This window comes from Pluralibacter gergoviae ATCC 33028 = NBRC 105706, from assembly GCF_001598855.1.
In the GTDB taxonomy this organism is placed as follows: domain Bacteria; phylum Pseudomonadota; class Gammaproteobacteria; order Enterobacterales; family Enterobacteriaceae; genus Pluralibacter; species Pluralibacter gergoviae.
In genome coordinates this window covers 138,836-161,429 of record NZ_BCZS01000005.1, presented here as the reverse complement: position 1 = coordinate 161,429, position 22,594 = coordinate 138,836, and the positions used below count along the sequence as shown (strand labels likewise).

The 22,594-nt window shown below is 59.0% G+C and carries 19 protein-coding genes; 10 read left to right on the top strand and 9 right to left on the bottom strand.

Annotated elements, in window-relative coordinates; translation table 11 throughout:
* Window positions 1–159 precede the first annotated feature (159 nt).
* Entirely contained in the window at window positions 160–1,290 is a 1,131-nt protein-coding gene (locus ENGE1_RS07725; RefSeq protein WP_048253261.1) for an alkene reductase, read from the top strand.
* 6 nt (window positions 1,291–1,296) lie between these two features.
* Window positions 1,297–1,611, top strand: a complete 315-nt coding sequence (locus ENGE1_RS07720) for an ArsR/SmtB family transcription factor (protein ID WP_043085970.1) — start codon at window positions 1,297–1,299, stop codon at window positions 1,609–1,611.
* A 12-nt stretch (window positions 1,612–1,623) separates the two neighbouring features.
* Here ENGE1_RS07720 and yacL read toward each other — a convergent pair whose 3' ends face one another.
* The 3 genes from yacL to ENGE1_RS07705 all read right to left on the bottom strand — a co-directional run bounded on the left by yacL (window position 1,624) and on the right by ENGE1_RS07705 (window position 5,937).
* A complete protein-coding gene (gene yacL / locus ENGE1_RS07715) occupies window positions 1,624–1,986 on the bottom strand; it encodes a protein YacL (RefSeq protein WP_043085971.1) in 363 nt (120 codons plus the stop codon).
* Between the two features lie 117 nt (window positions 1,987–2,103).
* A complete protein-coding gene (gene acnB / locus ENGE1_RS07710) occupies window positions 2,104–4,701 on the bottom strand; it encodes a bifunctional aconitate hydratase 2/2-methylisocitrate dehydratase (protein WP_086499771.1) in 2,598 nt (865 codons plus the stop codon).
* A 240-nt stretch (window positions 4,702–4,941) separates the two neighbouring features.
* Entirely contained in the window at window positions 4,942–5,937 is a 996-nt protein-coding gene (locus tag ENGE1_RS07705) for an aldo/keto reductase (protein WP_048253262.1), read from the bottom strand.
* 98 nt (window positions 5,938–6,035) lie between these two features.
* Between ENGE1_RS07705 and ENGE1_RS07700 the strand changes: the two genes are divergently transcribed.
* From ENGE1_RS07700 to ENGE1_RS07690, 3 genes are all read left to right on the top strand, one after another.
* Window positions 6,036–6,941, top strand: a complete 906-nt coding sequence (locus tag ENGE1_RS07700; protein ID WP_048253163.1) for a LysR family transcriptional regulator — start codon at window positions 6,036–6,038, stop codon at window positions 6,939–6,941.
* 256 nt (window positions 6,942–7,197) lie between these two features.
* Window positions 7,198–7,596, top strand: a complete 399-nt coding sequence (locus ENGE1_RS07695; RefSeq protein ID WP_045287565.1) for a type II toxin-antitoxin system RelE/ParE family toxin — start codon at window positions 7,198–7,200, stop codon at window positions 7,594–7,596.
* Window positions 7,589–7,918 (top strand): helix-turn-helix domain-containing protein, encoded by a 330-nt coding sequence (locus ENGE1_RS07690; protein WP_045287566.1) that lies wholly within the window; start codon window positions 7,589–7,591, stop codon window positions 7,916–7,918. Before ENGE1_RS07695 ends, ENGE1_RS07690 begins: the two co-directional genes overlap by 8 nt.
* A 124-nt stretch (window positions 7,919–8,042) precedes the next feature.
* Here ENGE1_RS07690 and lpdA read toward each other — a convergent pair whose 3' ends face one another.
* From lpdA to pdhR, 4 genes are all read right to left on the bottom strand, one after another.
* Window positions 8,043–9,467 carry a dihydrolipoyl dehydrogenase gene (lpdA, locus tag ENGE1_RS07685; RefSeq protein WP_043086785.1) on the bottom strand — a complete coding sequence of 475 codons (1,425 nt, stop codon included), beginning with the start codon at window positions 9,465–9,467 and terminating at the stop codon, window positions 8,043–8,045.
* A gap of 200 nt (window positions 9,468–9,667) precedes the next feature.
* Window positions 9,668–11,557, bottom strand: coding sequence for a pyruvate dehydrogenase complex dihydrolipoyllysine-residue acetyltransferase (aceF, locus tag ENGE1_RS07680; protein WP_048253164.1), 1,890 nt, complete (start codon window positions 11,555–11,557; stop codon window positions 9,668–9,670).
* A gap of 14 nt (window positions 11,558–11,571) precedes the next feature.
* Window positions 11,572–14,235 carry a pyruvate dehydrogenase (acetyl-transferring), homodimeric type gene (gene aceE, locus ENGE1_RS07675; protein WP_043085976.1) on the bottom strand — a complete coding sequence of 888 codons (2,664 nt, stop codon included), beginning with the start codon at window positions 14,233–14,235 and terminating at the stop codon, window positions 11,572–11,574.
* A gap of 154 nt (window positions 14,236–14,389) precedes the next feature.
* Window positions 14,390–15,154: a pyruvate dehydrogenase complex transcriptional repressor PdhR gene (pdhR, locus tag ENGE1_RS07670; RefSeq protein WP_043085977.1), complete on the bottom strand. Its 765-nt coding sequence runs from the start codon at window positions 15,152–15,154 to the stop codon at window positions 14,390–14,392.
* 537 nt (window positions 15,155–15,691) lie between these two features.
* On the opposite strand from pdhR, the gene aroP reads away from it, so the two are divergent.
* The 3 genes from aroP to ENGE1_RS07655 all read left to right on the top strand — a co-directional run bounded on the left by aroP (window position 15,692) and on the right by ENGE1_RS07655 (window position 19,600).
* The gene (gene aroP, locus ENGE1_RS07665; RefSeq protein ID WP_048253165.1) at window positions 15,692–17,059 is read left to right on the top strand and encodes an aromatic amino acid transporter AroP; all 1,368 of its coding nucleotides are present in this window, start codon (window positions 15,692–15,694) and stop codon (window positions 17,057–17,059) included.
* Window positions 17,060–17,234: 175 nt separating this feature from the next.
* Complete coding sequence (locus tag ENGE1_RS07660; RefSeq protein ID WP_106912799.1) at window positions 17,235–18,638, top strand: glycoside-pentoside-hexuronide (GPH):cation symporter; 1,404 nt, start codon at window positions 17,235–17,237, stop codon at window positions 18,636–18,638.
* Window positions 18,635–19,600: a glycoside hydrolase family 43 protein gene (locus tag ENGE1_RS07655; RefSeq protein ID WP_048253166.1), complete on the top strand. Its 966-nt coding sequence runs from the start codon at window positions 18,635–18,637 to the stop codon at window positions 19,598–19,600. Before ENGE1_RS07660 ends, ENGE1_RS07655 begins: the two co-directional genes overlap by 4 nt.
* Here the strand turns inward: ENGE1_RS07655 and ampE are convergent.
* On the bottom strand, window positions 19,582–20,436 hold the full coding sequence (ampE, locus tag ENGE1_RS07650) for a beta-lactamase regulator AmpE (RefSeq protein ID WP_048253167.1): 855 nt from the start codon (window positions 20,434–20,436) through the stop codon (window positions 19,582–19,584). The genes ENGE1_RS07655 and ampE overlap by 19 nt on opposite strands.
* A gap of 9 nt (window positions 20,437–20,445) precedes the next feature.
* Entirely contained in the window at window positions 20,446–20,997 is a 552-nt protein-coding gene (gene ampD, locus ENGE1_RS07645; RefSeq protein ID WP_043085981.1) for a 1,6-anhydro-N-acetylmuramyl-L-alanine amidase AmpD, read from the bottom strand.
* Window positions 20,998–21,095: 98 nt separating this feature from the next.
* Between ampD and nadC the strand changes: the two genes are divergently transcribed.
* Both nadC and ppdD read left to right on the top strand, forming a co-directional pair.
* Window positions 21,096–21,989: a carboxylating nicotinate-nucleotide diphosphorylase gene (gene nadC, locus ENGE1_RS07640; RefSeq protein ID WP_048253168.1), complete on the top strand. Its 894-nt coding sequence runs from the start codon at window positions 21,096–21,098 to the stop codon at window positions 21,987–21,989.
* Window positions 21,990–22,146: 157 nt separating this feature from the next.
* Window positions 22,147–22,584, top strand: a complete 438-nt coding sequence (gene ppdD, locus ENGE1_RS07635; protein ID WP_048253169.1) for a prepilin peptidase-dependent pilin — start codon at window positions 22,147–22,149, stop codon at window positions 22,582–22,584.
* Window positions 22,585–22,594: the final 10 nt, after the last annotated feature.

Genomic DNA, 22,594 nt, shown 5'->3' with positions numbered 1-22,594 from the left:
GGCGTCACTATAGCCGATTTTGCACTAAAGATCCCGGACCCGGTCGCCATATCTCCCCTCCTCCCGCCTCACGCCAGGTAAAAAATCGCATAATTCGATTTACACATTTAAATGTATAAATATAATGAAGCCACGTTTTACGAAATGGACAAGATGACAATGTCGCAAGCAACGCTGTTTACGCCCCTTAAACTGGGTGAACTGACTCTCGCTAACCGTATCGTACTGCCGCCGCTGACCCGCTGCCGCAGCGAACAGCCGGGCAATATCCCCGGCGATATGATGGTGGAGTACTATCGCCAGCGCGCCAGCGCCGGGTTTATGATCTCCGAAGCCTCGCAAATTGAGCCGCGCGGCCAGGGCTATGCCTGGACGCCGGGCATCCACAGCCCGGCGCAGGTAGCCGGCTGGAAGAAAGTCACCGAGGCCGTGCACGCCGAGGGCGGCACCATTTTCTGCCAGCTCTGGCACGTTGGCCGGGTGTCGAACACCGCGACGCAGCCGGGAAACCAGGCGCCGGTTGCCCCGTCCGCGGTCGCGGCGGATAACGTGCGCGTATTTATCGAAACCGGGCCGGGCACCGGGATGCTTACCGCGCCCAGCATGCCGAGGGCGTTGAGTACCGCGGAAGTGAAAGAGATCGTCGGACTTTATCGCCAGGCGGCGGTGAATGCCAAAGCGGCGGGCTTTGACGGCGTTGAGCTGCACTCGGCGAACGGCTACCTGATCAATCAGTTTATCTCCGAGCACACCAACTTCCGCACCGATGAGTACGGCGGCAGCCTCGGGAACCGGCTGCGCTTTCTGAAAGAAGTGGTTATCGCCGTCAGCGAGGTGTTTGGCAGCGACAGAGTCGGGGTACGCTTTGCGCCGCTGTTTACCAGCACCACGGAAGAGCGCGTCTATCTGGGGCTGGTTGAAAGCGATCCGCATACCACCTACATCACCGCCGCGAAGATGCTCAATGACCTGAACGTCGGCTATCTCTCCATCGCCGAAGCCGACTGGGACAACAGTCCGGACCTGCCGGACAGCTTCCGCGACGCGCTGCGCGCGGCGTTCCGCGCGCCTATCATGTATGCCGGACGCTATACCCGCGAGAAAGCGGAGCGCGTGCTGAGCAAAGGCTGGGGCGATCTGTTCGGCTTTGGCCGCCCGTTCATCGCCAATCCGGATCTGCCGGCACGGCTTGAGAAAAATGTCGCGCTGAACCCGGTGGATAGCGCGTCGCTGTTTGGCGGCACCGCGAAAGGGTATACTGACTATCCTTATTATTCTTTTAACTCGTGAGGCTGCATGTCACCTGAAAACGCCATGAAACTACTGTCTAACCCAACCCGTCTTGCAGTACTTGCGTGGCTTAAACATCCGGGTGACGCCTTTGCCGACTACGAGCAGCTCTATCCCTACGAGACCTACGGCGTTTGCGCCAGTCTCATTCAGGACAAGGCCGGGCTCTCACAGCCGGCCACCTCGCTGTGTCTTAAGGCCCTGCAGGATGCGGGGCTGCTTGAGGCAACCAAAGTAGGAAAATGGACCTATTACCGACGCTGCGAAGCGCGCGTTGCGGAAGTCACCGGCACGCTGGGCGATTTTCTTAACAAACTCTGAATCTTCGGCGCCCTATTTTCCCGCCAGGAAGCGCCGGTAGCCGTCAACCACCGCCAGAAAATCCTCCACACCGCACAGGGAGAGGCTCTCTTCATCGTAGTAGCGCATCCCCTCTTCCATTTCATCACCGGAGAAGTCGAGCTGGTTGGCGCGGATCATCACCTCTTCACCGTCCATCCACAGGGTATATTCGTGGCCGACCCGCTGCCAGGAGCGTTCGGTGCCCTTCACGGTCTGCGCCGCCTGCTCCACTTCGTCGAGCAGCGGAAGGTTGTCTTTAACCTCTTCATTGAACCAGTGGCCTACGGCCTCGTGATCCATCGACATGCGCACCTTCACCGCGCCGGTGACGTCGCGCAGAAATTCGTAATCCATGATGTTGCCCTCAATAAAGCCGATGTCTTTATTATCGCAGCTGAGGAGGGGAATAAAAACGGGGGTATGTCGAATAACCCTCTCCCGGCGGGGAGAGGGTCAGGGTTAGGTGAAAAACTACACCGCGGTCTGGAAGATTACGCTGTCGGCTTTCTCGGTATACTCAGAGAGCCGATCGAAGTTCAGATAGCGGTAGGTATCCGCCGCGCTCTCATCCACTTTCGAGGCGTAGGCCAGGTACTCTTCCGGCGTCGGCAGCTTGCCGAGCAGGGCCGCTACTGCCGCCAGCTCCGCGGAGGCCAGATAGACGTTGGCGCCGTTACCGAGACGGTTCGGGAAGTTACGGGTCGAGGTGGAGACCACCGTCGCACCGTCCGCCACGCGCGCCTGGTTACCCATGCACAGGGAGCAGCCCGGGATCTCAACGCGCGCGCCGCTCTTGCCGAAGACGCTGTAGTAGCCCTCTTCGGTGAGCTGGGCGGCGTCCATCTTCGTCGGCGGCGCAACCCACAGGCGGGTCGGCAGCTGTCCCTTGTGGGCGTCCAGCAGCTTACCGGCGGCGCGGAAGTGGCCGATGTTGGTCATGCAGGAGCCGATGAACACTTCATCAATCTTGCTGCCCTGTACGTCGGAGAGCAGGCGGGCGTCGTCCGGATCGTTCGGCGCGCAGAGGATAGGCTCTTTGATCTCCGCCAGATCGATGTCGATCACCGCCGCGTACTCTGCGTCGGCGTCGGCTTCCAGCAGCTGCGGATCCGCCAGCCATTTCTCCATGCCTTCAACGCGGCGCTCCAGGGTACGGCGGTCGCCGTAGCCTTCGGCAATCATCCACTTCAGCAGGACGATGTTGGAGTTCAGGTATTCAATGATTGGCGCTTTATCCAGCTTGATGGTACAGCCCGCGGCGGAACGCTCGGCAGAGGCATCGGACAGCTCAAACGCCTGCTCCACTTTCAGATCCGGCAGACCTTCGATTTCCAGAATGCGGCCGGAGAAGATGTTTTTCTTGCCCTTCTTCTCGACGGTCAGCAGGCCCTGCTTGATGGCGTACAGCGGGATAGCGTGCACCAGATCGCGCAGGGTAATGCCCGGCTGCATTTTGCCCTTGAAGCGCACCAGCACCGATTCCGGCATATCCAGCGGCATTACGCCGGTGGCGGCGGCAAAGGCCACCAGGCCGGAGCCCGCCGGGAAGGAGATGCCGATCGGGAAGCGGGTGTGGGAATCGCCGCCGGTGCCGACGGTATCCGGCAGCAGCATACGGTTCAGCCAGGAGTGGATGATGCCGTCGCCCGGACGCAGGGAGACGCCGCCGCGGTTCATGATAAAGTCCGGCAGCGTGTGGTGCGTAGTAACGTCAACCGGCTTCGGATAGGCAGCGGTGTGGCAGAAGGACTGCATCACCAGGTCAGCCGAGAAGCCCAGACAGGCCAGATCTTTCAGCTCGTCGCGGGTCATCGGGCCGGTGGTGTCCTGCGAGCCGACGGAGGTCATCTTCGGTTCGCAGTAGGCGCCCGGACGAATGCCGTCCACGCCGCAGGCGCGGCCCACCATCTTCTGCGCCAGCGAGTAGCCGCGGGTGCTCTGAGCAACATCTTTCGCTTTGCGGAAGACGTCGCTGTGCGGCAGGCCCAGCGATTCGCGGGCTTTGGTGGTCAGGCCGCGGCCGATGATCAGCGGAATACGGCCGCCGGCGCGCACTTCGTCGATCAGCACGTCGGTTTTCAGCTCAAAGCTGGCCAGCAGCTCGCCGGTTTCGTGGTTGCGCACTTCGCCCTTGAACGGATAGACGTCGATAACGTCGCCCATGTTGAGGTCGGAGACGTCAACTTCGATCGGCAGGGCGCCGGCATCTTCCATGGTGTTGAAGAAGATCGGCGCGATTTTGCCGCCCAGCACCAGGCCGCCGCCGCGCTTGTTCGGCACGTGCGGAATGTCGTCGCCCATAAACCACAGCACCGAGTTGGTGGCGGACTTACGGGAGGAGCCGGTACCAACCACGTCGCCGACGTAGGCCAGCGGGAAGCCTTTCGCCTGCAGGGCTTCGATCTGCTTGATCGGACCCACGCTGCCCGGCTGATCCGGCTCGATGCCGTCGCGGGCGATTTTCAGCATCGCCAGCGCGTGCAGCGGAATATCCGGGCGGGACCAGGCGTCAGGGGCCGGAGAGAGGTCATCGGTGTTGGTTTCACCGGTGACTTTGAAAACGGTAACGGTAATTTTTTCAGCCAGCGGCGGGCGGGTCTGGAACCACTCGGCGTCAGCCCAGGACTGCATCACCTGCTTCGCGTAGGCATTGCCCGCTTTGGCTTTTTCTTCAACGTCGTAGAAGCTGTCGAACATCAGCAGCGTGTGGGACAGGGCCTTCGCGGCAATCGGCGCCAGCTTGTCGTCGTCCAGCGCATCAATCAGCGGATGAATATTGTAGCCACCCTGCATGGTGCCCAGCAGTTCAACGGCTTTTTCAGGAGTGACCAGCGGGGAGGTTGCTTCGCCTTTGGCGACAGCGGCAAGGAATCCGGCTTTAACGTAGGCGGCTTCATCAACGCCTGGGGGGACACGGTTAATCAATAGATCTAACAGGAACTCTTCTTCGCCTGCCGGCGGATTTTTCAGCAGCTCTACGAGCCCGGCCATTTGGGTTGCATCTAAAGGTTTGGGTACAATCCCCTCGGCGGCACGTTCAGCTACGTGCTTACGGTATTCTTCTAGCACGACGGTTCTCCTCGCTCTCATTGTCATACGCGGCCGGCGGCTTTCTCTTCACGCTCCTGTGAGACAGCAGTTTGTAGGGTAAATGCCCGATACCGCGATGGGCAGGATAGCAGGTATTTGACACAGTGTTAATGTGTTTACAAAAAAGCAACATAAAATAATTTGCTGAATCGTTAAGAGTGGGTTAGCGGTCCCAAAAGCAGGCCGGGTGGCCTGCTTTATATCACCTGAAGGAATCCTTCACCGCTCAACCATTACAAACTCGCTGTCGTTATAGCGTTCGCCCTGCACGTTCTGCGGGCTGAACAGAGCATCCAGTGCGGCAATATCTTCTCCGCGCAGGGCCAGCGACGCGCTGGCGCAGTTCTGCTCCAGGTGGGCGATTTTACTGGCACCCGGGATCGGCACGATAAAATCACCTTTCGCCAGCACCCAGGCCAGCGCCAGCTGGGCAGCGGTCACGCCGTAGCCGTCGGCCATAGCCGTCAACCGATCTACCAGCTTCTGGTTGTGGGCCTGCGCGTCCTGCTGAAAGCGCGGCAGCGTGCGGCGGAAATCGTCTGCAGCGAGAGTATCCGCCGCCGGAAACTTGCCGGTGAGGAAACCGCGCCCCAGCGGGCTGTACGGTACGAAGCCGATGTTCAGCTCGCGGCAGGTGGCGAGGATGTCCCACTCCGGGTCCCGCGACCAGAGAGAATATTCACTCTGCAGCGCTGAGATGGGATGCACCGCCTGGGCGCGGCGCAGGGTGGCCGACGACACTTCCGACAGGCCGAGGTATTTCACTTTGCCTTCCCGCACCAGGTCGGCCATCGTGCCGACCACATCCTCAACGGGCACCGCCGGGTCAGGACGGTGCTGATAGAGCAGTTCAATCGTCTCGACGCCCAGTCGCTGCAGGGAGCCCTCAACGGCGCGGCGGATGTGCGCCGGATCGCTGTTGGCCCCGGTCATCCGCGCCCTGCCCTCGCCCTGCTCGCTGATGCGGAAGCCGAATTTAGTCGCCACTTTTATATCGCTGCGGCCCTTAATCGCCTTCGCCACCAGCGCTTCGTTGGTATAAGGGCCGTAGACCTCGGCAGTGTCGAGAAAGTTAATCCCCAGTTCAAAGGCCCGCGCCAGGGTATTGAGCGACTGGCGCTCGTCGTTCTGACCGTAGCCAAAGCTCATCCCCATGCAGCCCAGACCCAGCGCCGATACCGTTAATCCCTGACTGCCTAATTGACGTTGTTGCATTGCTGTACCCTCTTCGTGATGAATATTTATGTTATAAACCTCATCAATCGCGCCAACAATTGCGCTCATTTCGCCAGTTTACTGAGGAATATTCATCAATGAACCCATACCGGGCGTCAATGCATGAGCTGGAGATGTTCGCCGCTATCGCCCATCACCTGAGTTTTCGCAAAGCGGCGCAGGCACGCAACGTCACGCCCTCGGCCCTCAGCCACGCCATGCGCCATTTTGAGGAGCGGCTGGGGGTGCGGCTGCTGCAGCGCACCACCCGTAAAGTGGCGCTAACGGAGGCGGGCGAGCGCTTTCTGGCCCGCATCCAGCCCGCGCTTGCCGATCTCTCGCAGGCGGTAGACGAGCTTAACGACTGGCGCAGCGATCCGCGCGGCACGCTGCGCATCAGCATGCCCCGCTCGGCGGAGGCGCTCTACTTTGAGGCGCTGGTGCTGCCTTTTCTGCAGCGCTATCCGGAGATAACCCTGGAGATAGACAGCAACGATGCGCTGGTCGATATTGTCGCCGGCGGGTTTGACGCCGGGGTGCGCTACGGCAACGTGCTGGCGCAGGATATGGTTGCCGTACCGTTCGGCGCGCCGATGCGCAGCGTAGCCGTCGCCTCACCGGCGCTTATCGCCCGCCTGGGCACGCCGCGCACGCCTGACGATCTGCTGCGCTTTCCCTGCATCGAGCGCCGCTTTCCGAGCGGACGACGCTACCGCTGGGAGTTCTGGGAAGCGGGCTGCAGGCGGGAAGTGGCGGTTGCGGGAACGCTGGTGCTGGATAATAACGAGCGCATTCTGCAGGCGGCCCGCGCGGACGTTGGCGTGGCGTTCCTGCACGATGCGGCAGTCAGGGCGCAGCTGGAGTCGGGGGAGCTGGTTGAAGTCCTGAGCGAGTTCACTCAGGTCCGGGAAGGGTTCTGGCTCTACTATCCGGGTAGAAAGCACCTGACTGCGCCAATGCGCCACTTTATTGACTGGGTAAAAGCGCGCTCTACCGGCGGCTGAAGCCCGACAGTCGCCGGGAAAAATCCACACTTGTAAAAACGCCAGCCGCAACTGAACACCAGGCAGCTAACCAGCAGCTGAACATCGTCTGTGTGATGAAGGTTACGCTTCCAGATAAAGTGCGGTGCTCCCAAAAAGTGTTGTCAGAGATTTATCTGGCAAGAACAGAGCCGATCTCTCGTCCCGATCGCAGATTAGCGGCCTGCATTAGTGTAGTAATAAATGCTATAGTAATAGATACTACAGGGAGGTTGTAGTGAGGGTTTTTCGAACTAAGCTATTCAATAAGGGAGCAAAAAATTTCCAGCTCCCTGACACAGCATTATTCGCCGTTGCCAGGGAGGTCTTTGAAGGTCGGTATGAAGCCAATCTCGGCGGTGGCGTGATTAAGAAACGCATAGCGATCAACGGGAAAGGAAAGCGCGGAGGTATTCGCAGCATCATCTTTTTTAAAGTTGGCAGCCATATTTTCTTCGCCGACACGTGGAGTAAAAACGATACGCCCAAGAGCGGTAAAGAGATTGATGATGCACAACTCTATGCGTATCGATTGCTGGCAGAAACATTGCTTAATCTGAACGACAAACAGTTAATAGAGATGATTGCAAAGAACCTGCTCACTGAAGTCAAAGAATGTGAGGATACTGATGAGTGATAAAATGACCGATATTCTTGAGTTCTCAAAAGAGCTCAATAACGCCGGGATCCTGAGCGATGATAAGTACGCGAAAATTAATGCCCGAGCCAAAGCGTGTAAAATAACGGCGCAAATCCAGCCTCTCAGGCCGATGAGCGGTGAAGAAATAAGGACAATGCGCAGCCACTACGGCATGTCCCAAACAATGCTGGCCGCCACCCTTGGCATAACGACCGCAAGCGTTTCGAAATGGGAACGTGATGTTGTACAACCCAGCGGCCCGGCGCTGCGCTTATTGAACACGCTGCAGCTTAAAGGGCCCGATATTTTTATCGCATAGTATCGTCGCGTTACCCTTGACTGAAGTGTTCCCGGCACCGCTCAGGCATTTTATAGACTGGATAAAAGAAAAATCCGCAAGCGCCTGAGCGGTTGCGGATTTTTTTCAGCCGGTTAGCGGAGAATTACTTCTTCTTCGCCTTCGGGTTCGGCAGGTCGGTGATGCTGCCTTCGTAGACTTCCGCCGCCAGGCCCACGGACTCGTGCAGAGTCGGGTGCGCGTGGATAGTCAGGGCGATGTCTTCAGCATCGCAGCCCATTTCGATGGCCAGGCCGATTTCACCCAGCAGCTCGCCGCCGTTGGTGCCGACAATCGCGCCGCCGATCACGCGGTGGGACTCTTTATCGAAAATCAGCTTGGTCATGCCGTCAGCGCAGTCGGAAGCGATCGCGCGGCCGGATGCCGCCCACGGGAAGGTGGCGGTTTCGTAGCTGATGCCCTTCTCTTTGGCTTCTTTCTCGGTCAGGCCAACCCACGCAACCTCTGGCTCGGTATAGGCGATGGACGGGATAACCTTCGGATCGAAGTAGTGCTTCTTACCGGCGATAACTTCAGCGGCAACGTGGCCTTCATGCACGCCTTTGTGCGCCAGCATCGGCTGACCGACGATGTCGCCGATAGCGAAGATGTGCGGCACGTTGGTGCGCAGCTGCTTATCAACGCGGATAAAGCCGCGGTCGTCCACTTCCACTCCCGCTTTACCGGCGTCGAGGTTTTTACCGTTCGGTACGCGGCCGATGGCCACCAGCACCGCGTCATAGCGCTGCGCTTCCGCCGGGGCTTTTTTCCCTTCCATCGAAACGTAGATACCGTCTTCTTTGGCTTCAACGGCGGTGACCTTGGTCTCCAGCATCAGGTTGAACTGCTTGCTGATGCGCTTGGTGAAGACTTTCACCACGTCTTTGTCGGCCGCCGGGATCACCTGGTCGAACATCTCGACCACGTCGATCTCTGAACCCAGCGCGTGGTACACGGTACCCATTTCCAGGCCGATAATACCGCCGCCCATGACCAGCAGGCGCTTCGGTACTTCTTTCAGCTCCAGAGCGTCGGTGGAGTCCCACACCCGCGGGTCGTCATGCGGGATGAACGGCAGCTGGATCGGACGGGAGCCCGCCGCGATGATGGCATTGTCGAAGTTGATCACGGTTTTGCCGTTTTCACCTTCCACTTCCAGCGTGTTGGCGCCGGTGAATTTACCCAGACCGTTGACCACTTTGACCTTGCGGCCCTTCGCCATGCCGGCCAGACCGCCGGTCAGCTGGGTGATCACTTTCTCTTTCCAGGTACGAATTTTGTCGATATCGGTTTTCGGCTCGCCGAAAACGATGCCGTGCTCGGCCAGCGCCTTCGCTTCTTCGATAACTTTCGCTACGTGCAGCAGTGCTTTAGAAGGGATACAGCCAACGTTCAGACACACACCGCCAAGGGTGTTGTAACGTTCTACGATTACGGTTTCCAGACCTAAATCAGCGCAACGGAAGGCGGCCGAGTAGCCCGCCGGGCCTGCCCCAAGTACGACGACCTGAGTTTTGATTTCAGTACTCATCATGACCTCTGTAATTTATTTCCGGTGATCCCTGGTCTTGTAACGCCCATCGCCACCGGGACGTTCTATCCGCTCGTATTTTACAAAATTGTTAACAATTTTGAAACAACAAACGGCTCCCGAATTGTCGCTTTCGCCAATAACCTCACAATTAGCGTGAGATTATCAGAAAAAAGCCGGCCGCAGGGCCGGCTTTTCGCTTACATCACCAGGCGGCGAATGTCGCTCAGCATGTTGTTGATGATGGTGATAAAGCGGGCACCATCAGCACCGTCGATCACGCGGTGGTCGAAGGAGAGCGAAATCGGCATCATCAGACGCGGCACAAACTCCTTGCCGTTCCACACCGGCTCCATCGCCGATTTGGAGACGCCGAGGATAGCCACTTCCGGCGCGTTGACGATCGGCGCAAAGTGGGTGGTACCCAGGCCGCCGATGCTGGAGATGGTGAAGCAGCCGCCCTGCATTTCACCCGCGGTCAGCTTACCGTCGCGCGCTTTTTTGGATATGGTGGTCAGCTCGCGGGACAGCTCGGTGACGCTCTTCTTGTTCACGTCCTTGAAGACCGGAACCACCAGGCCGTTCGGCGTATCGACCGCCACGCCGATGTTGATGTACTTCTTCAGGGTCAGGCGCTGGCCGTCTTCCGACAGGGAGCTGTTGAAGCGCGGCATCTGCTCAAGAGCAGCGGCAACGGCCTTCATGATGAACACGACAGGCGTGTACTTCACGTCCAGCTTGCGCTTCTCGGCTTCGGCGTTCTGCTGCTTGCGGAACGCTTCCAGATCGGTGATGTCGGTTTTGTCGAAGTGGGTAACGTGCGGGATCATCACCCAGTTGCGGCTCAGGTTGGCACCGGAGATTTTCTGGATGCGGCCCAGCTCGACTTCTTCGATTTCGCCGAACTTGCTGAAGTCCACTTTCGGCCACGGCAGCATGCCCGGCAGACCGCCGCCGGCGGCAGCAGGCGCGGCTTCCGCACGCTTGATGGCGTCTTTGACGTAGGCCTGAACGTCTTCGCGCAGGATGCGGCCCTTCCGACCGGTGCCCTTCACTTTCGCCAGGTTAACGCCAAATTCGCGCGCCAGGCGGCGGATCAGCGGGGTGGCGTGAACGTAGGCGTCATTCTCAGCGAACTCTGACTTGCCTTCGGCTTTGGCAGCCGGCGCAGCGGCCGGTTTTTCGGCTTTCGCCGCCGGAGCCGCTGCTTCCTGCTTCGCCGGAGCGGCCGCGGCAGGCGCGGCGCCTTCCACCTCGAAGACCATAATCAGCGAGCCGGTTTTCACCTTATCGCCGACGTTAACTTTCAGCTCTTTGACGGTGCCCGCGAACGGCGCCGGGACTTCCATCGAGGCTTTATCGCCCTCTACGGTGATCAGCGACTGCTCGGCGGTCACTTTATCGCCGACTTTCACCAGCACTTCGGTGACTTCCACTTCGTCGCCGCCGATGTCCGGTACGTTAACCTCTTTCGGGCCGGAGGCCGCTGCCGGGGCAGACGCCGCCGGTGCCGCTTCGGCTTTCGCCGGCGCAGCAGCGCCTTCGGCGCCAGCCACTTCAAAGACCATGATCAGCGAACCGGTAGAGACTTTATCGCCGGTGTTGACTTTGATCTCTTTCACGGTGCCCGCGAACGGCGCCGGGACTTCCATCGAGGCTTTATCGCCTTCAACGGTGATCAGCGACTGCTCTGCGGTCACGGTGTCGCCGACTTTCACCAGGATCTCGGTGACTTCCACTTCGTCGCCGCCGATGTCCGGTACGTGCACGTCTTTCGCCGCCGCAGCGGCAGGTGCCGCAGCCGGGGCCGCTTCTTTCTTCTCTTCTGCCTTAGCAGGCGCTGCGTCAGCAGCGCCGTCGGCGGAATCGAAAATCATGATCAGTTTGCCGGTTTCCACTTTGTCGCCGACGGAGACTTTAATCTCTTTCACCACGCCCGCCTGCGGAGACGGAACTTCCATCGAGGCCTTGTCGCCTTCGACGGTGATCAGCGACTGTTCGGCTTCAACCTTGTCGCCGACTTTGACCAGGATCTCGGTGACTTCAACTTCGTCCGCGCCGATGTCCGGTACATTGATTTCGATAGCCATTGTTCTTTTACCTCTTACGCCAGACGCGGGTTAACTTTATCTGCATCGATGTTGAATTTGCTGATTGCGTCGGCAACCACTTTCTTATCGATTTCGCCACGTTTAGCCAGTTCGCCCAGAGCCGCTACCACCACATAGGAAGCATCGACTTCGAAGTGGTGACGCAGGTTCTCGCGGCTGTCGGAACGACCGAAGCCGTCGGTGCCCAGCACGCGGTAGTCGTCCGCCGGTACGTAGGTGCGAACCTGCTCAGCGAACAGTTTCATGTAGTCGGTGGAGGCCACCGCCGGCGCGTCGTTCATCACCTGAGCGATATACGGTACGCGCGGGGTTTCCAGCGGGTGCAGCATGTTCCAGCGCTCGCAGTCCTGGCCGTCGCGGGCAAGCTCGGTGAAGGAAGTCACGCTGTAAACGTCGGAACCAACGCCGTACTCTTTGGAGAGGATTTCGGCGGCTTCGCGAACGTGGCGCAGGATAGAGCCGGAGCCCAGCAGCTGAACCTTGCCTTTGCTGCCTTCGAGGGTGTCGAGTTTGTAGATACCTTTGCGGATACCTTCCTCGGCGCCTTCCGGCATCGCCGGCATGTGGTAGTTTTCGTTCAGGGTCGTGATGTAGTAGTACACGTTCTCCTGCTTCTCGCCGTACATGCGCACCAGGCCGTCGTGCATGATCACCGCCACTTCATAAGCGTAGGCCGGATCGTAGGAGATGCAGTTCGGGATGGTCAGCGACTGAATGTGGCTGTGACCGTCTTCGTGCTGCAGACCTTCACCGTTGAGGGTGGTACGACCGGAGGTACCGCCGATCAGGAAGCCGCGCGCCTGCTGGTCGCCAGCGGCCCAGCACAGATCGCCGATACGCTGGAAGCCGAACATCGAGTAGTAGATGTAGAACGGGATCATCGGCAGGTTGTTGGTGCTGTAGGAGGTAGCAGCGGCCAGCCAGGATGCGCCTGCGCCCAGCTCGTTGATACCTTCCTGCAGGATCTGACCTTTCTCGTCTTCTTTGTAGTACGCTACCTGCTCGCGGTCCTGCGGGGTGTACTGCTGGCCGTTCGGGCTGTAGATACCGATCTGACGGAACAGACCTTCCATACCGAAGGTACGCGCTTCATCGGCGATGATCGGCACCAGGCGATCTTTGATCGACTTGTTCTTCAGCATCACGTTCAGGGCGCGAACGAAGGCGATGGTGGTGGAGATCTCTTTGTTCTGCTCTTCCAGCAGCGGCGCGAAGTCTTCCATCGTCGGCAGATCCAGCTTCTCGGTGAAGTGGGTCTGACGGGTCGGCAGATAGCCATTCAGCTTCTCGCGCTGGCCGTGCAGGTATTTGTACTCGTCGGAACCTTCCGGGAAGGTCACGTACGGCAGTTTTTCCAGCTCTTCATCTTTCACCGGCACGCTGAAGCGATCGCGGACGTAGCGAACGCCGTCCATGTTCATCTTCTTCACCTGGTGGGCGATGTTTTTACCTTCGGCGGTGTCGCCCATGCCGTAGCCCTTGATGGTATGGGCCAGGATAACGGTCGCTTTGCCTTTAGTCTCCTGCGCATTTTTCAGTGCAGCGTAGATTTTCTTCGGATCGTGGCCGCCGCGGTTCAGGGCCCAAATCTGATCGTCGCTCCAGTCGGCAACCAGTGCGGCAGTTTCCGGATATTTACCGAAGAAGTGCTCGCGCACGTAGGCGCCGTCTTTCGATTTGAAGGTCTGGTAGTCGCCGTCGACGGTTTCGTTCATCAGCTGGATCAGCTTGCCGCTGGTGTCTTTACGCAGCAGCTCATCCCAGCGTCCGCCCCACATCACTTTGACCACGTTCCAGCCGGCGCCGCTGAAGATACCTTCCAGCTCGTTGATGATTTTGCCGTTGCCGGTCACCGGGCCGTCGAGGCGCTGCAGGTTACAGTTGATGATGAAGCAGAGGTTGTCCAGCTTCTCGCGCGCCGCGATGGTGATGGCACCTTTAGATTCTGGCTCGTCCATCTCGCCGTCGCCGAGGAAGGCGTAGACGGTCTGCTGGGAGGTGTCTTTCAGGCCGCGGTGTTCCAGATATTTGAGGAATTTAGCCTGATAGATAGCGCCGATCGGGCCAAGGCCCATGGAAACGGTCGGGAACTGCCAGAATTCCGGCATCAGCTTCGGATGCGGATAGGAGGAGAGACCGTTGCCGTGCACTTCCTGACGGAAGTTGTTCATCTGCTCTTCGGTCAGGCGGCCTTCGAGGAAGGCGCGCGCGTAAACGCCCGGAGAGATGTGGCCCTGGAAGTAAACCAGATCGCCGCCGTCTTTCTCGGTGCGGGCGCGGAAGAAGTGGTTAAAGCACACTTCGTAGATGGTCGCAGAAGACTGGAAGGACGCCATGTGGCCGCCCAGCTCCAGATCTTTCTTGGAGGCACGCAGCACCGCCATGATGGCGTTCCAGCGGATGGCAGAGCGAATGCGGCGCTCCAGATCCAGATTGCCCGGATACTCCGGCTCATCTTCAACGGCAATGGTATTTATATAGTTGCTTGCCCCGGCGCCAGCGGCTACCTGTACGCCGCCTTTGCGGGCCTCAGACAGCAGCTGATCAATCAGATACTGAGCACGCTCAACACCTTCTTCACGGATGACCGATTCGATCGCCTGTAGCCAGTCGCGAGTTTCGATCGGATCCACGTCATTCTGTAGACGTTCTGACATGGGGGTATTCCTTATCTATCTAATCGTTGATTGGGTCTGGAACCTGTCCCATTGAGTTCTCGGCTGAAAGCTCAATAAGACAGGTTCTGCGTTAGTTGCCGCGCTCTAATCCCGTCGTCTTAAGGACTCGGGGTTGGTGTCTGGCGCTTAAATACTAGTCCTTTCGTTGCTGTAGGCGGCGCAGGGCACGGTCTCGGCGACTCTGCTCCCGGCTGCGGTCCAGCAAGATTTCCTCAATGAAGGCCAGGTGCCGATGCGAGGCTTCACGCGCCTGCTCCGGCTCTCTGGCCATTATCGCCTCGAATACTCGGGTGCGATGGCTGCTGACCAGCGGGAGCATCTCCCGACGGGCATACAGCAATTCAAAATTCTGTCGAACGTTCTGAGCCAGCATGGGCTCCATGCAGCGTAGCAGATGCAGCAGCACGACATTGTGCGCCGCTTCGGTGACGGCAATTTGATACTGAAGCACGGCGCTGGACTCGGCGTCGAGGTCGCCGGACTGCTGCGCGACCTCTATCGCCCGGTGCAGTTCGCGGATGCGGTCGCGATCTTCTTCGGTGCTGCGCAGCGCGGCGTAGTAAGCGGCAATGCCCTCAAGCGCATGGCGGGTTTCCAGTAAATCAAACTGGGATTCAGGATGATCGGAGAGCAGTTCGACCAGCGGATCGCTGAAGCTCTGCCACAGGCTACTCTGGACAAAGGTGCCGCCGCCCTGGCGACGGAGCAGAAGGCCCTTTGCTTCAAGGCGCTGAATGGCCTCGCGCAGGGAGGGACGAGAAACGTCGAACTGTTTGGCCAGCTCGCGTTCAGGCGGAAGTTTTTCACCGGGGCGCAGCGTCCCCTCAAGAATTAAAAACTCCAGCTGCTGCTCAATCACATCGGACAATTTAGGTTGGCGGATTTTGCTGTAAGCCATGGTTCCCTGTCTTAAGCCATTTACCCGGAGTCAATTGGTCTTACCAATTCATCGTTCTTGACGGTAAAGTAACAAAGTATTCACCTTATGTCCATACAGGTTTTGATTGAAATCAGGAAAGCGGGCACATTTTAACAACCTTACACACTGAGATTTTCAGTAACGCAACGTTGAAAAAATGTAAACGCTACCTGCGGCGAGGCAGGATTAACCTTTTTGAAACATTAAAAGAGACCTGAACCGATTCAATGACAAAAAAGATGTTGTCTATTCATGGAGTTAATGAAACTCAGACGCATTTACCCCCGCCAGCCGGGGCGTATTTTTCTCTTTTGCTCTCTTTTTACCCACTTCGTCGTCTCCCCTTCATAAAGCAGGTGCATTCGCCGCCGCTTACCACTATTCTTCCAGCTAAGGAAGCGTCGCCTGGTATTTTAGGAGATGCTAACCGTAAAAAATAATGTACAGAAAGCGGCAGATCACAATTACACACGCCATCTGAAAACGTATAAAAAACAATCACTCACGAGGTTTAGAATGGAAGGTCAACAGCACGGCGAACAGCTGAAGCGCGGCCTCAAAAACCGCCATATCCAGCTGATTGCGCTGGGTGGAGCCATCGGCACGGGGCTGTTTCTGGGCAGCGCCTCCGTTATCCAGTCCGCAGGCCCGGGGATTATCCTCGGCTATGCCATTGCCGGATTCATTGCATTTCTGATCATGCGCCAGCTGGGCGAAATGGTGGTTGAGGAGCCGGTGGCCGGCTCGTTCAGCCACTTTGCCTATAAGTACTGGGGCAACTTCGCCGGCTTCGTCTCCGGCTGGAACTACTGGGTGCTCTACGTGCTGGTCGCCATGGCGGAACTGACCGCCGTCGGCAAATATATCCAGTTCTGGTATCCCGAGATCCCGACCTGGGCCTCCGCGGCCGTATTCTTCGTGGTGATCAACGCCGTCAACCTGACCAACGTCAAGGTTTTCGGCGAGCTGGAGTTCTGGTTTGCCATCATCAAGGTGTTTGCGGTGGTGGCGATGATCGTCTTCGGCGCCTGGCTGCTGTTCAGCGGCCACGGCGGCCCGCAGGCCACCGTACGCAACCTGTGGGAACAGGGAGGCTTCCTGCCGCACGGCATTAACGGCCTGGTGATGATGATGGCGATCATTATGTTCTCGTTCGGCGGGCTGGAGCTGGTGGGCATTACCGCCGCCGAAGCCGCCGATCCGGAGAAGAGCATTCCGAAAGCTACCAACCAGGTTATCTACCGCATCCTGATCTTCTATATCGGTTCGCTGGCTATTCTGCTCTCGCTGCTGCCGTGGACCCGCGTCACCGCCGATACCAGCCCGTTCGTGCTGATCTTTCATGAACTGGGCGACACCTTCGTTGCCAACGCGCTGAACATCGTGGTGCTGACCGCCGCGCTGTCGGTCTACAACAGCTGCGTCTACTGCAACAGCCGGATGCTGTTCGGCCTGGCTCAGCAGGGCAACGCGCCGAAGGCGCTGGCGAAAGTGGACACGCGCGGCGTGCCGGTGAATACCATCATCGTCTCCGCCATCTTCACCGCGCTCGGCGTGCTGATTAACTATCTGGCGCCGGAATCGGCCTTCAGTCTGCTGATGGCGCTGGTGGTCTCTGCCCTGGTCATTAACTGGGCGATGATCAGCATCTCGCACATCCTGTTCAGGCGTGCTAAACAGCGCCAGGGCGTGAAGACGCGCTTCCCGGCCCTGCTCTATCCGCTCGGCAACGTGCTCTGCCTGCTGACCGTGGTGGCGGTACTGACCATCATGCTGATGACCCCGGGGATGGAGATTTCCGTTTATCTGATCCCGGTCTGGCTGGTGCTGCTGGGCATCGGCTATCTGCTGAAGCAGAAGAACGCCAGGGCGGTGAATGCCTGACCCCCTCTTCCCTGCGCCCGTCCGGGCGCAGGGATCCTCCGCCACACCGCGCCTGTTACAGGCTTCACACTTTAGGTGCTGTAGCCATTTTCTCCATATCGACACCGCAATCCTGCAACGCTTTATCGCCCCTGACGGCCAATAATCCTTGCCATACCTGTAAGGAGTGCTGTCAGTGGAAAATGCAAAATTATCCGTCAAAGAGAAAATAGGTTACGGCATGGGCGATGCCGGATGTAACATCATTTTCGGCGCCATCATGCTGTTTGTTAACTACTTCTATACCGATATCTTCGGCCTGGCTCCGGCACTGGTGGGCATATTGCTGCTCTCGGTCCGGGTCATTGATGCCGTCACCGACCCGATTATGGGCGCCCTTGCGGATCGCACGCGCAGCAAGTATGGCCGCTTTCGCCCCTGGCTGCTGTGGATTGCCTTCCCCTACGCCCTGTTCAGCGTGCTGATGTTCACCACCCCTGAGTGGGGCTACAGCAGCAAGGTTATCTATGCCTTCGTCACCTATTTCCTGCTTTCGGTAACCTATACGGCGATCAATATTCCCTACTGCTCGCTGGGCAGCGTCATCACCAACGACCCGCAGGAGCGCGTTGCCTGCCAGTCATATCGCTTTGTGCTGGTCGGCATTGCCACCCTGCTGCTCTCACTGACGCTGCTGCCGATGGTGGAGTGGTTCGGCGGCGGTGATAAGGCTAAAGGCTATCAGCTGGCGATGACGGTTCTGGCGTTTATCGGCATGTGCATGTTTTTGTTCTGCTTTGCGACCGTGCGCGAGCGCGTGCGCCCGGCGGTGCAGAGTAACGATGAGCTGAAGCGGGATCTGAAAGACGTATGGAAGAACGATCAGTGGGTGCGCATTCTGCTGCTGACGCTGAGCAACGTCTGCCCGGGCTTTATCCGCATGGCGGCCACCATGTACTACGTTACCCGGGTCATGCAGCAGAGCACCCACTTCGCCACGCTGTTTATCAGTCTCGGCGTTATCGGGATGATGATCGGCAGTATGCTGGCGAAAGTCCTCACCGACCGCTGGTGCAAGCTGCAGGTTTTCTTCTGGACCAATATCGCGCTGGCAATCTTCTCCTGCGCCTTTTATTTCTTCGATCCGCAGGCAACGCTGCTGATTATGGTGCTCTACTTCCTGCTCAACATCCTGCACCAGATCCCCTCTCCGCTGCACTGGTCTCTGATGGCGGACGTGGACGACTACGGCGAATGGAAGACCGGCAAGCGCATCACCGGCATTAGCTTCTCCGGCAACCTCTTTTTTCTCAAAGTGGGCCTCGCCGTCGCCGGCGCCATGGTGGGCTTCTTGCTCTCCTGGTACGGTTACGACGCGGGCGCAAAAACGCAGAGCGCCAGCGCGCTCAACGGCATCGTGCTGCTGTTTAGCGTGATCCCCGGCATCGGCTATCTGCTCACCGCAGGCGTGGTGCGCCTGCTGAAAGTCGATCGAGAAATGATGAAACAGATACAGGCGGATCTGGCGACGCGACGCCAGAACTACCGCGAGCTTAATGACGTTCAGCAACAGAATACACTGGTAAGGAAAGTCTCATGAGCCAATGGCCCAATCCCTTTATTGAACAGCGCGCCGATCCGTTTATCCTGCGCCACGGCGGCAGCTACTACTTTATCGCCTCGGTGCCGGAATATGACCGGCTCGAACTGCGCCGGGCCGCCACCCTTGAAGGGCTTCGCGACGCGACGCCGGTGGTCATCTGGCGCAAGCCGGACAGCGGGCCGATGAGCGAACTCATCTGGGCGCCCGAGTTGCACGTTATAAACGGCCAGTGGGTCATCTGGTTTGCCGCCGCCCACACCCGCGCGCTCGACGCGCAGGGCATGTTCCAGCACCGGATGTTTGCCCTGGTCTGCGATGATGCCGACCCGCTCAGCGGACGGTGGCAGGAGAAGGGGCAGGTAAAAACGCCGTTTGATACTTTCGCCCTCGACGCCACCAGCTTCCACCATCAGGGCAGGCAGTGGTATCTGTGGGCGCAGAAGGCGCCGGATATCGCCGGGAACTCGAATCTTTATCTTGCGGAGCTGGAAAATCCGTGGACCATCAAAGGCAATCCCGTCATGCTCAGCCGCCCCGAGTTTGACTGGGAGTGCCGGGGATTTCGGGTCAATGAAGGCCCGGCGGCGCTCAGGCACGGTAACCGGCTTTTTGTCAGCTACTCCGCCAGCGCCACGGATGAAAACTACTGTATGGGACTGCTGTGGATCGATGTGCAGGCAGACCCGCTGGAGATCGGCAACTGGCATAAATCACCGCAGCCGGTATTCGCCACCAGCAGCGAAAACAGCCAGTACGGCCCGGGGCACAACAGCTTTACGACAACGGATAAGGGAGAGGATGTGCTGGTCTATCACGCCCGGCACTATACGGAAATTGAAGGCGATCCGCTCTACGATCCCAATCGCCATACCCGGCTAAAGCCGATCCGCTGGCGGGAGGACGGAATGCCCGATTTCGGCATCCCGCCCGCCGATGACGGTTACAGCAGCGCCCCGTAAATGGTCAGCAGCGCCATAATCACCACCACCACGTAGGACGCCTTCTTGGCCATCGAAACGGCGGCTTTCGGCGTCTCTACCTTGTCCATGTGCGGCTCGCGGGCCAGCGAAAACTGCGCCAGCCGGCTGAGGACCTGGTACTGCGAGCTGTGGCGATCGCCGAGGGAGGCAAACCACGCCGGCAGCGCTTTTTCGCCGTGGCCAATCAGGGCATAGACCACGCCCACCAGCCGCACCGGGATCCAGTCCACGACGTGGAGGATAGCGTCAATCCCCGACTGCAGGCGGTGGCGCGGCGTCTGATAGCGCGCCAGCCACGACTGCCACGCGCGCAGGAAAGCGTAGCCCACCAGCAGCACCGGCCCGTAGGGGCCGCCGACCACAAACCAGAACAGCGGCGCCAGATAAAAGCGGAAGTTGATCCACAGCAGGGCGTTCTGCAGCTCGCGCAAAAACTCGCCCTCGTCGCAGTCCGGCGGCACGCCGTGGATCAGCGTCAGCTCGCTCGCCATCGCGTCGCGGGCGTGGGCATCGCTGCGCGAGGCGGCTTTCAGGTAGGCGTGATAGTGCAGCCGCACTTTTCCCGCCCCCATGCACAGCACGCCCACCAGCACCCACATCAGCAGCAGGGGCACGTTGAACAATAGGCCGTCCAGCGCGCGCTGAATAAGATAGACCACCAGCATGGCCAGCAGCGTCATCAGAATTGTCATCGAGAAAGAGTAGTGCTTCACCCGGCGAAACAGCGCCTCAAGGCGGTGATCGAGCTGCCAGTGTTCGCCGAGCTTAAACAGGCGCTCGGCAATCATCACCAGCAGCGTAGTAAACAGCGTCATGTCATCTCCTTAATCTGACGAAGGGGTTACCAGGGCGCGAAAGCGGGCCCAGTCAAATGCCGGGCCGGGATCGGTCTTACGGACCGGGGCGATATCGCTGTGGCCCGTCATATTATCGGCCAGCGCCGGATAACGGGATATCAACAGCCGGGCCAGGGCAGCCAGCTGCCGGTACTGAGCGTCGGTATAGGCCAGGGTGTCGGTCCCCTCCAGCTCAATGCCAATCGAGAAATCATTACACTTCTCGCGTCCCTGGTAGCAGGAGACGCCCGCATGCCAGGCGCGCTTATCAAAGGGAACATACTGCACGATTTCGCCGTCGCGACGAATAAGACAATGGGCCGAAACCCGCAGATGGACAATCCCGGCAAAGAAGGGATGCGCATCGGGATTGAGCGTGCCGGTGAACAGGTCGTCAATCCACGGACCGCCAAACTCGCCCGGCGGCAGGCTGATATTATGGACCACCAGCAGCGAAGGCGCTTCATCATCGGGGCGACTATCGTGATGCGGGGAAGGCACGCGGCGCGCGTCTTCCAGCCAGCCACCTTGTAACTGCATGCGCTATCTCCTTAATTGAGGACGAACCTATGGTGCATAAAAGCGCTTCAGAGTAGCATGTTTACTCTAAGTCATTCCTTACCATTTGGAGTTTTATCATGCCGCCCCGCCGCTATAATCCGCAAAGCCGTCGCGACGCGCTGCTTGAACGTATTAACCTTGATATTCCTGCCGACGTGGCCCACGCCCTGCGCGAGGATCTCGGCGGGGAAGTGAAAGCCGATAATGACATTACCGCCCAGCTGCTGCCGGCCGACACGCAGTCCCACGCCGTGGTGATCACCCGCGAAGATGGCGTGTTCTGCGGCAAGCGCTGGGTTGAAGAGGTGTTTATTCAGTTGGCGGGCGACGACGTGACTCTGAGCTGGCACGTCGCCGACGGCGATGCGGTCACCGCCAATCAGCCGCTGTTTGAGCTGCGCGGCCCGTCCCGGGTGCTGCTGACCGGCGAGCGCACCGCGCTTAACTTTGTGCAGATGCTCTCCGGCGTCGCCAGCGAAGTGCGCCGCTATGTTGAACTGCTGGCGGGCACCAACACCCAGCTGCTGGATACGCGTAAGACCCTGCCCGGCCTGCGCACCGCCCTCAAGTACGCGGTGCTGTGCGGCGGCGGTGAAAACCATCGCCTCGGCCTCTCCGATGCCTTCCTTATCAAAGAGAACCATATCATCGCCTCCGGTTCGGTGCGCAGCGCCGTGGAGAAGGCCTTCTGGCTGCATCCCGATGTACCGGTAGAAGTGGAAGTGGAAAATCTCGACGAACTGGACGAGGCGCTGAAGGCCGGGGCGGACATCATCATGCTCGATAACTTCGACACCGGGCAGATGCGCAAAGCGGTGAAAATCACCGCCGGCAGGGCGCGGCTGGAGGTCTCCGGCAACGTCACCTTCGACACCATCCGCGAATTTGCCGACACCGGCGTCGATTTTATCTCCGTCGGGGCGCTGACCAAACATATCCGCGCCCTGGACCTGTCGATGCGCTTTAAGTAAATCGTCCTTTGCGAAGAGGCTCTGGCCTCTTCGCAAAATGCTGCAACCTCCCTGCAACAGCGAAATTCGCGCTGAATGTCGCTTCCCGATTTCGCTTTTCGCCGTCGCCTCTTCTCCCTCGTCCTGCCAGAGTGGCTCCGTCAACCAAGGAGCTGCAATGAACAGAGAACACGGATTTACCCTGATTGAACTGATGGTGGTGATAGGCATTATTGCCATCCTCAGCGCCATCGGCATTCCCGCCTATCAGAACTACCTGCGCAAAGCGGCGATGACCGACATGCTGCAGGTCTTTATGCCCTACCGCACGTCGGTGGAGCTGTGCGCCCTCGAGCGCGGCGGCATTGACGGCTGCAGCGCGGGCGGCCACGGCATTCCGTCGGTGGCCACCAGCCGCTACGTCTCGGCGATGAGCGTGGACAACGGCATCGTCAGCCTGACCGGCCAGGAGAGCCTCAACGGCCTGACCGTGACGCTGACGCCGAACTGGCACAGCGCCGACGGCGTCACCGGCTGGAAGCGCCTGTGCGCGGTGGAAGAAGACGGCGCGCTGAAGCAGACCTGTGAAGAGGTCTTCCGCTTTGAGTCGCCGTAAGGAGTCCGCC

Coding starts and splice junctions, on each gene's coding strand:
- aceE (WP_043085976.1), bottom strand. CDS start 14,235: ATGTCAGAACGTCTACAGAATGACGTGGATCCGATCGAAACTCGCGAC.
- pdhR (WP_043085977.1), bottom strand. CDS start 15,154: ATGGCTTACAGCAAAATCCGCCAACCTAAATTGTCCGATGTGATTGAG.
- ENGE1_RS07700 (WP_048253163.1), top strand. CDS start 6,036: ATGAACCCATACCGGGCGTCAATGCATGAGCTGGAGATGTTCGCCGCT.
- aroP (WP_048253165.1), top strand. CDS start 15,692: ATGGAAGGTCAACAGCACGGCGAACAGCTGAAGCGCGGCCTCAAAAAC.
- aceF (WP_048253164.1), bottom strand. CDS start 11,557: ATGGCTATCGAAATCAATGTACCGGACATCGGCGCGGACGAAGTTGAA.
- lpdA (WP_043086785.1), bottom strand. CDS start 9,467: ATGAGTACTGAAATCAAAACTCAGGTCGTCGTACTTGGGGCAGGCCCG.
- ENGE1_RS07655 (WP_048253166.1), top strand. CDS start 18,635: ATGAGCCAATGGCCCAATCCCTTTATTGAACAGCGCGCCGATCCGTTT.
- ampD (WP_043085981.1), bottom strand. CDS start 20,997: ATGCAGTTACAAGGTGGCTGGCTGGAAGACGCGCGCCGCGTGCCTTCC.
- ampE (WP_048253167.1), bottom strand. CDS start 20,436: ATGACGCTGTTTACTACGCTGCTGGTGATGATTGCCGAGCGCCTGTTT.
- ENGE1_RS07725 (WP_048253261.1), top strand. CDS start 160: ATGTCGCAAGCAACGCTGTTTACGCCCCTTAAACTGGGTGAACTGACT.
- nadC (WP_048253168.1), top strand. CDS start 21,096: ATGCCGCCCCGCCGCTATAATCCGCAAAGCCGTCGCGACGCGCTGCTT.
- yacL (WP_043085971.1), bottom strand. CDS start 1,986: ATGGATTACGAATTTCTGCGCGACGTCACCGGCGCGGTGAAGGTGCGC.
- ppdD (WP_048253169.1), top strand. CDS start 22,147: ATGAACAGAGAACACGGATTTACCCTGATTGAACTGATGGTGGTGATA.
- ENGE1_RS07705 (WP_048253262.1), bottom strand. CDS start 5,937: ATGCAACAACGTCAATTAGGCAGTCAGGGATTAACGGTATCGGCGCTG.
- ENGE1_RS07720 (WP_043085970.1), top strand. CDS start 1,297: ATGTCACCTGAAAACGCCATGAAACTACTGTCTAACCCAACCCGTCTT.
- ENGE1_RS07690 (WP_045287566.1), top strand. CDS start 7,589: ATGAGTGATAAAATGACCGATATTCTTGAGTTCTCAAAAGAGCTCAAT.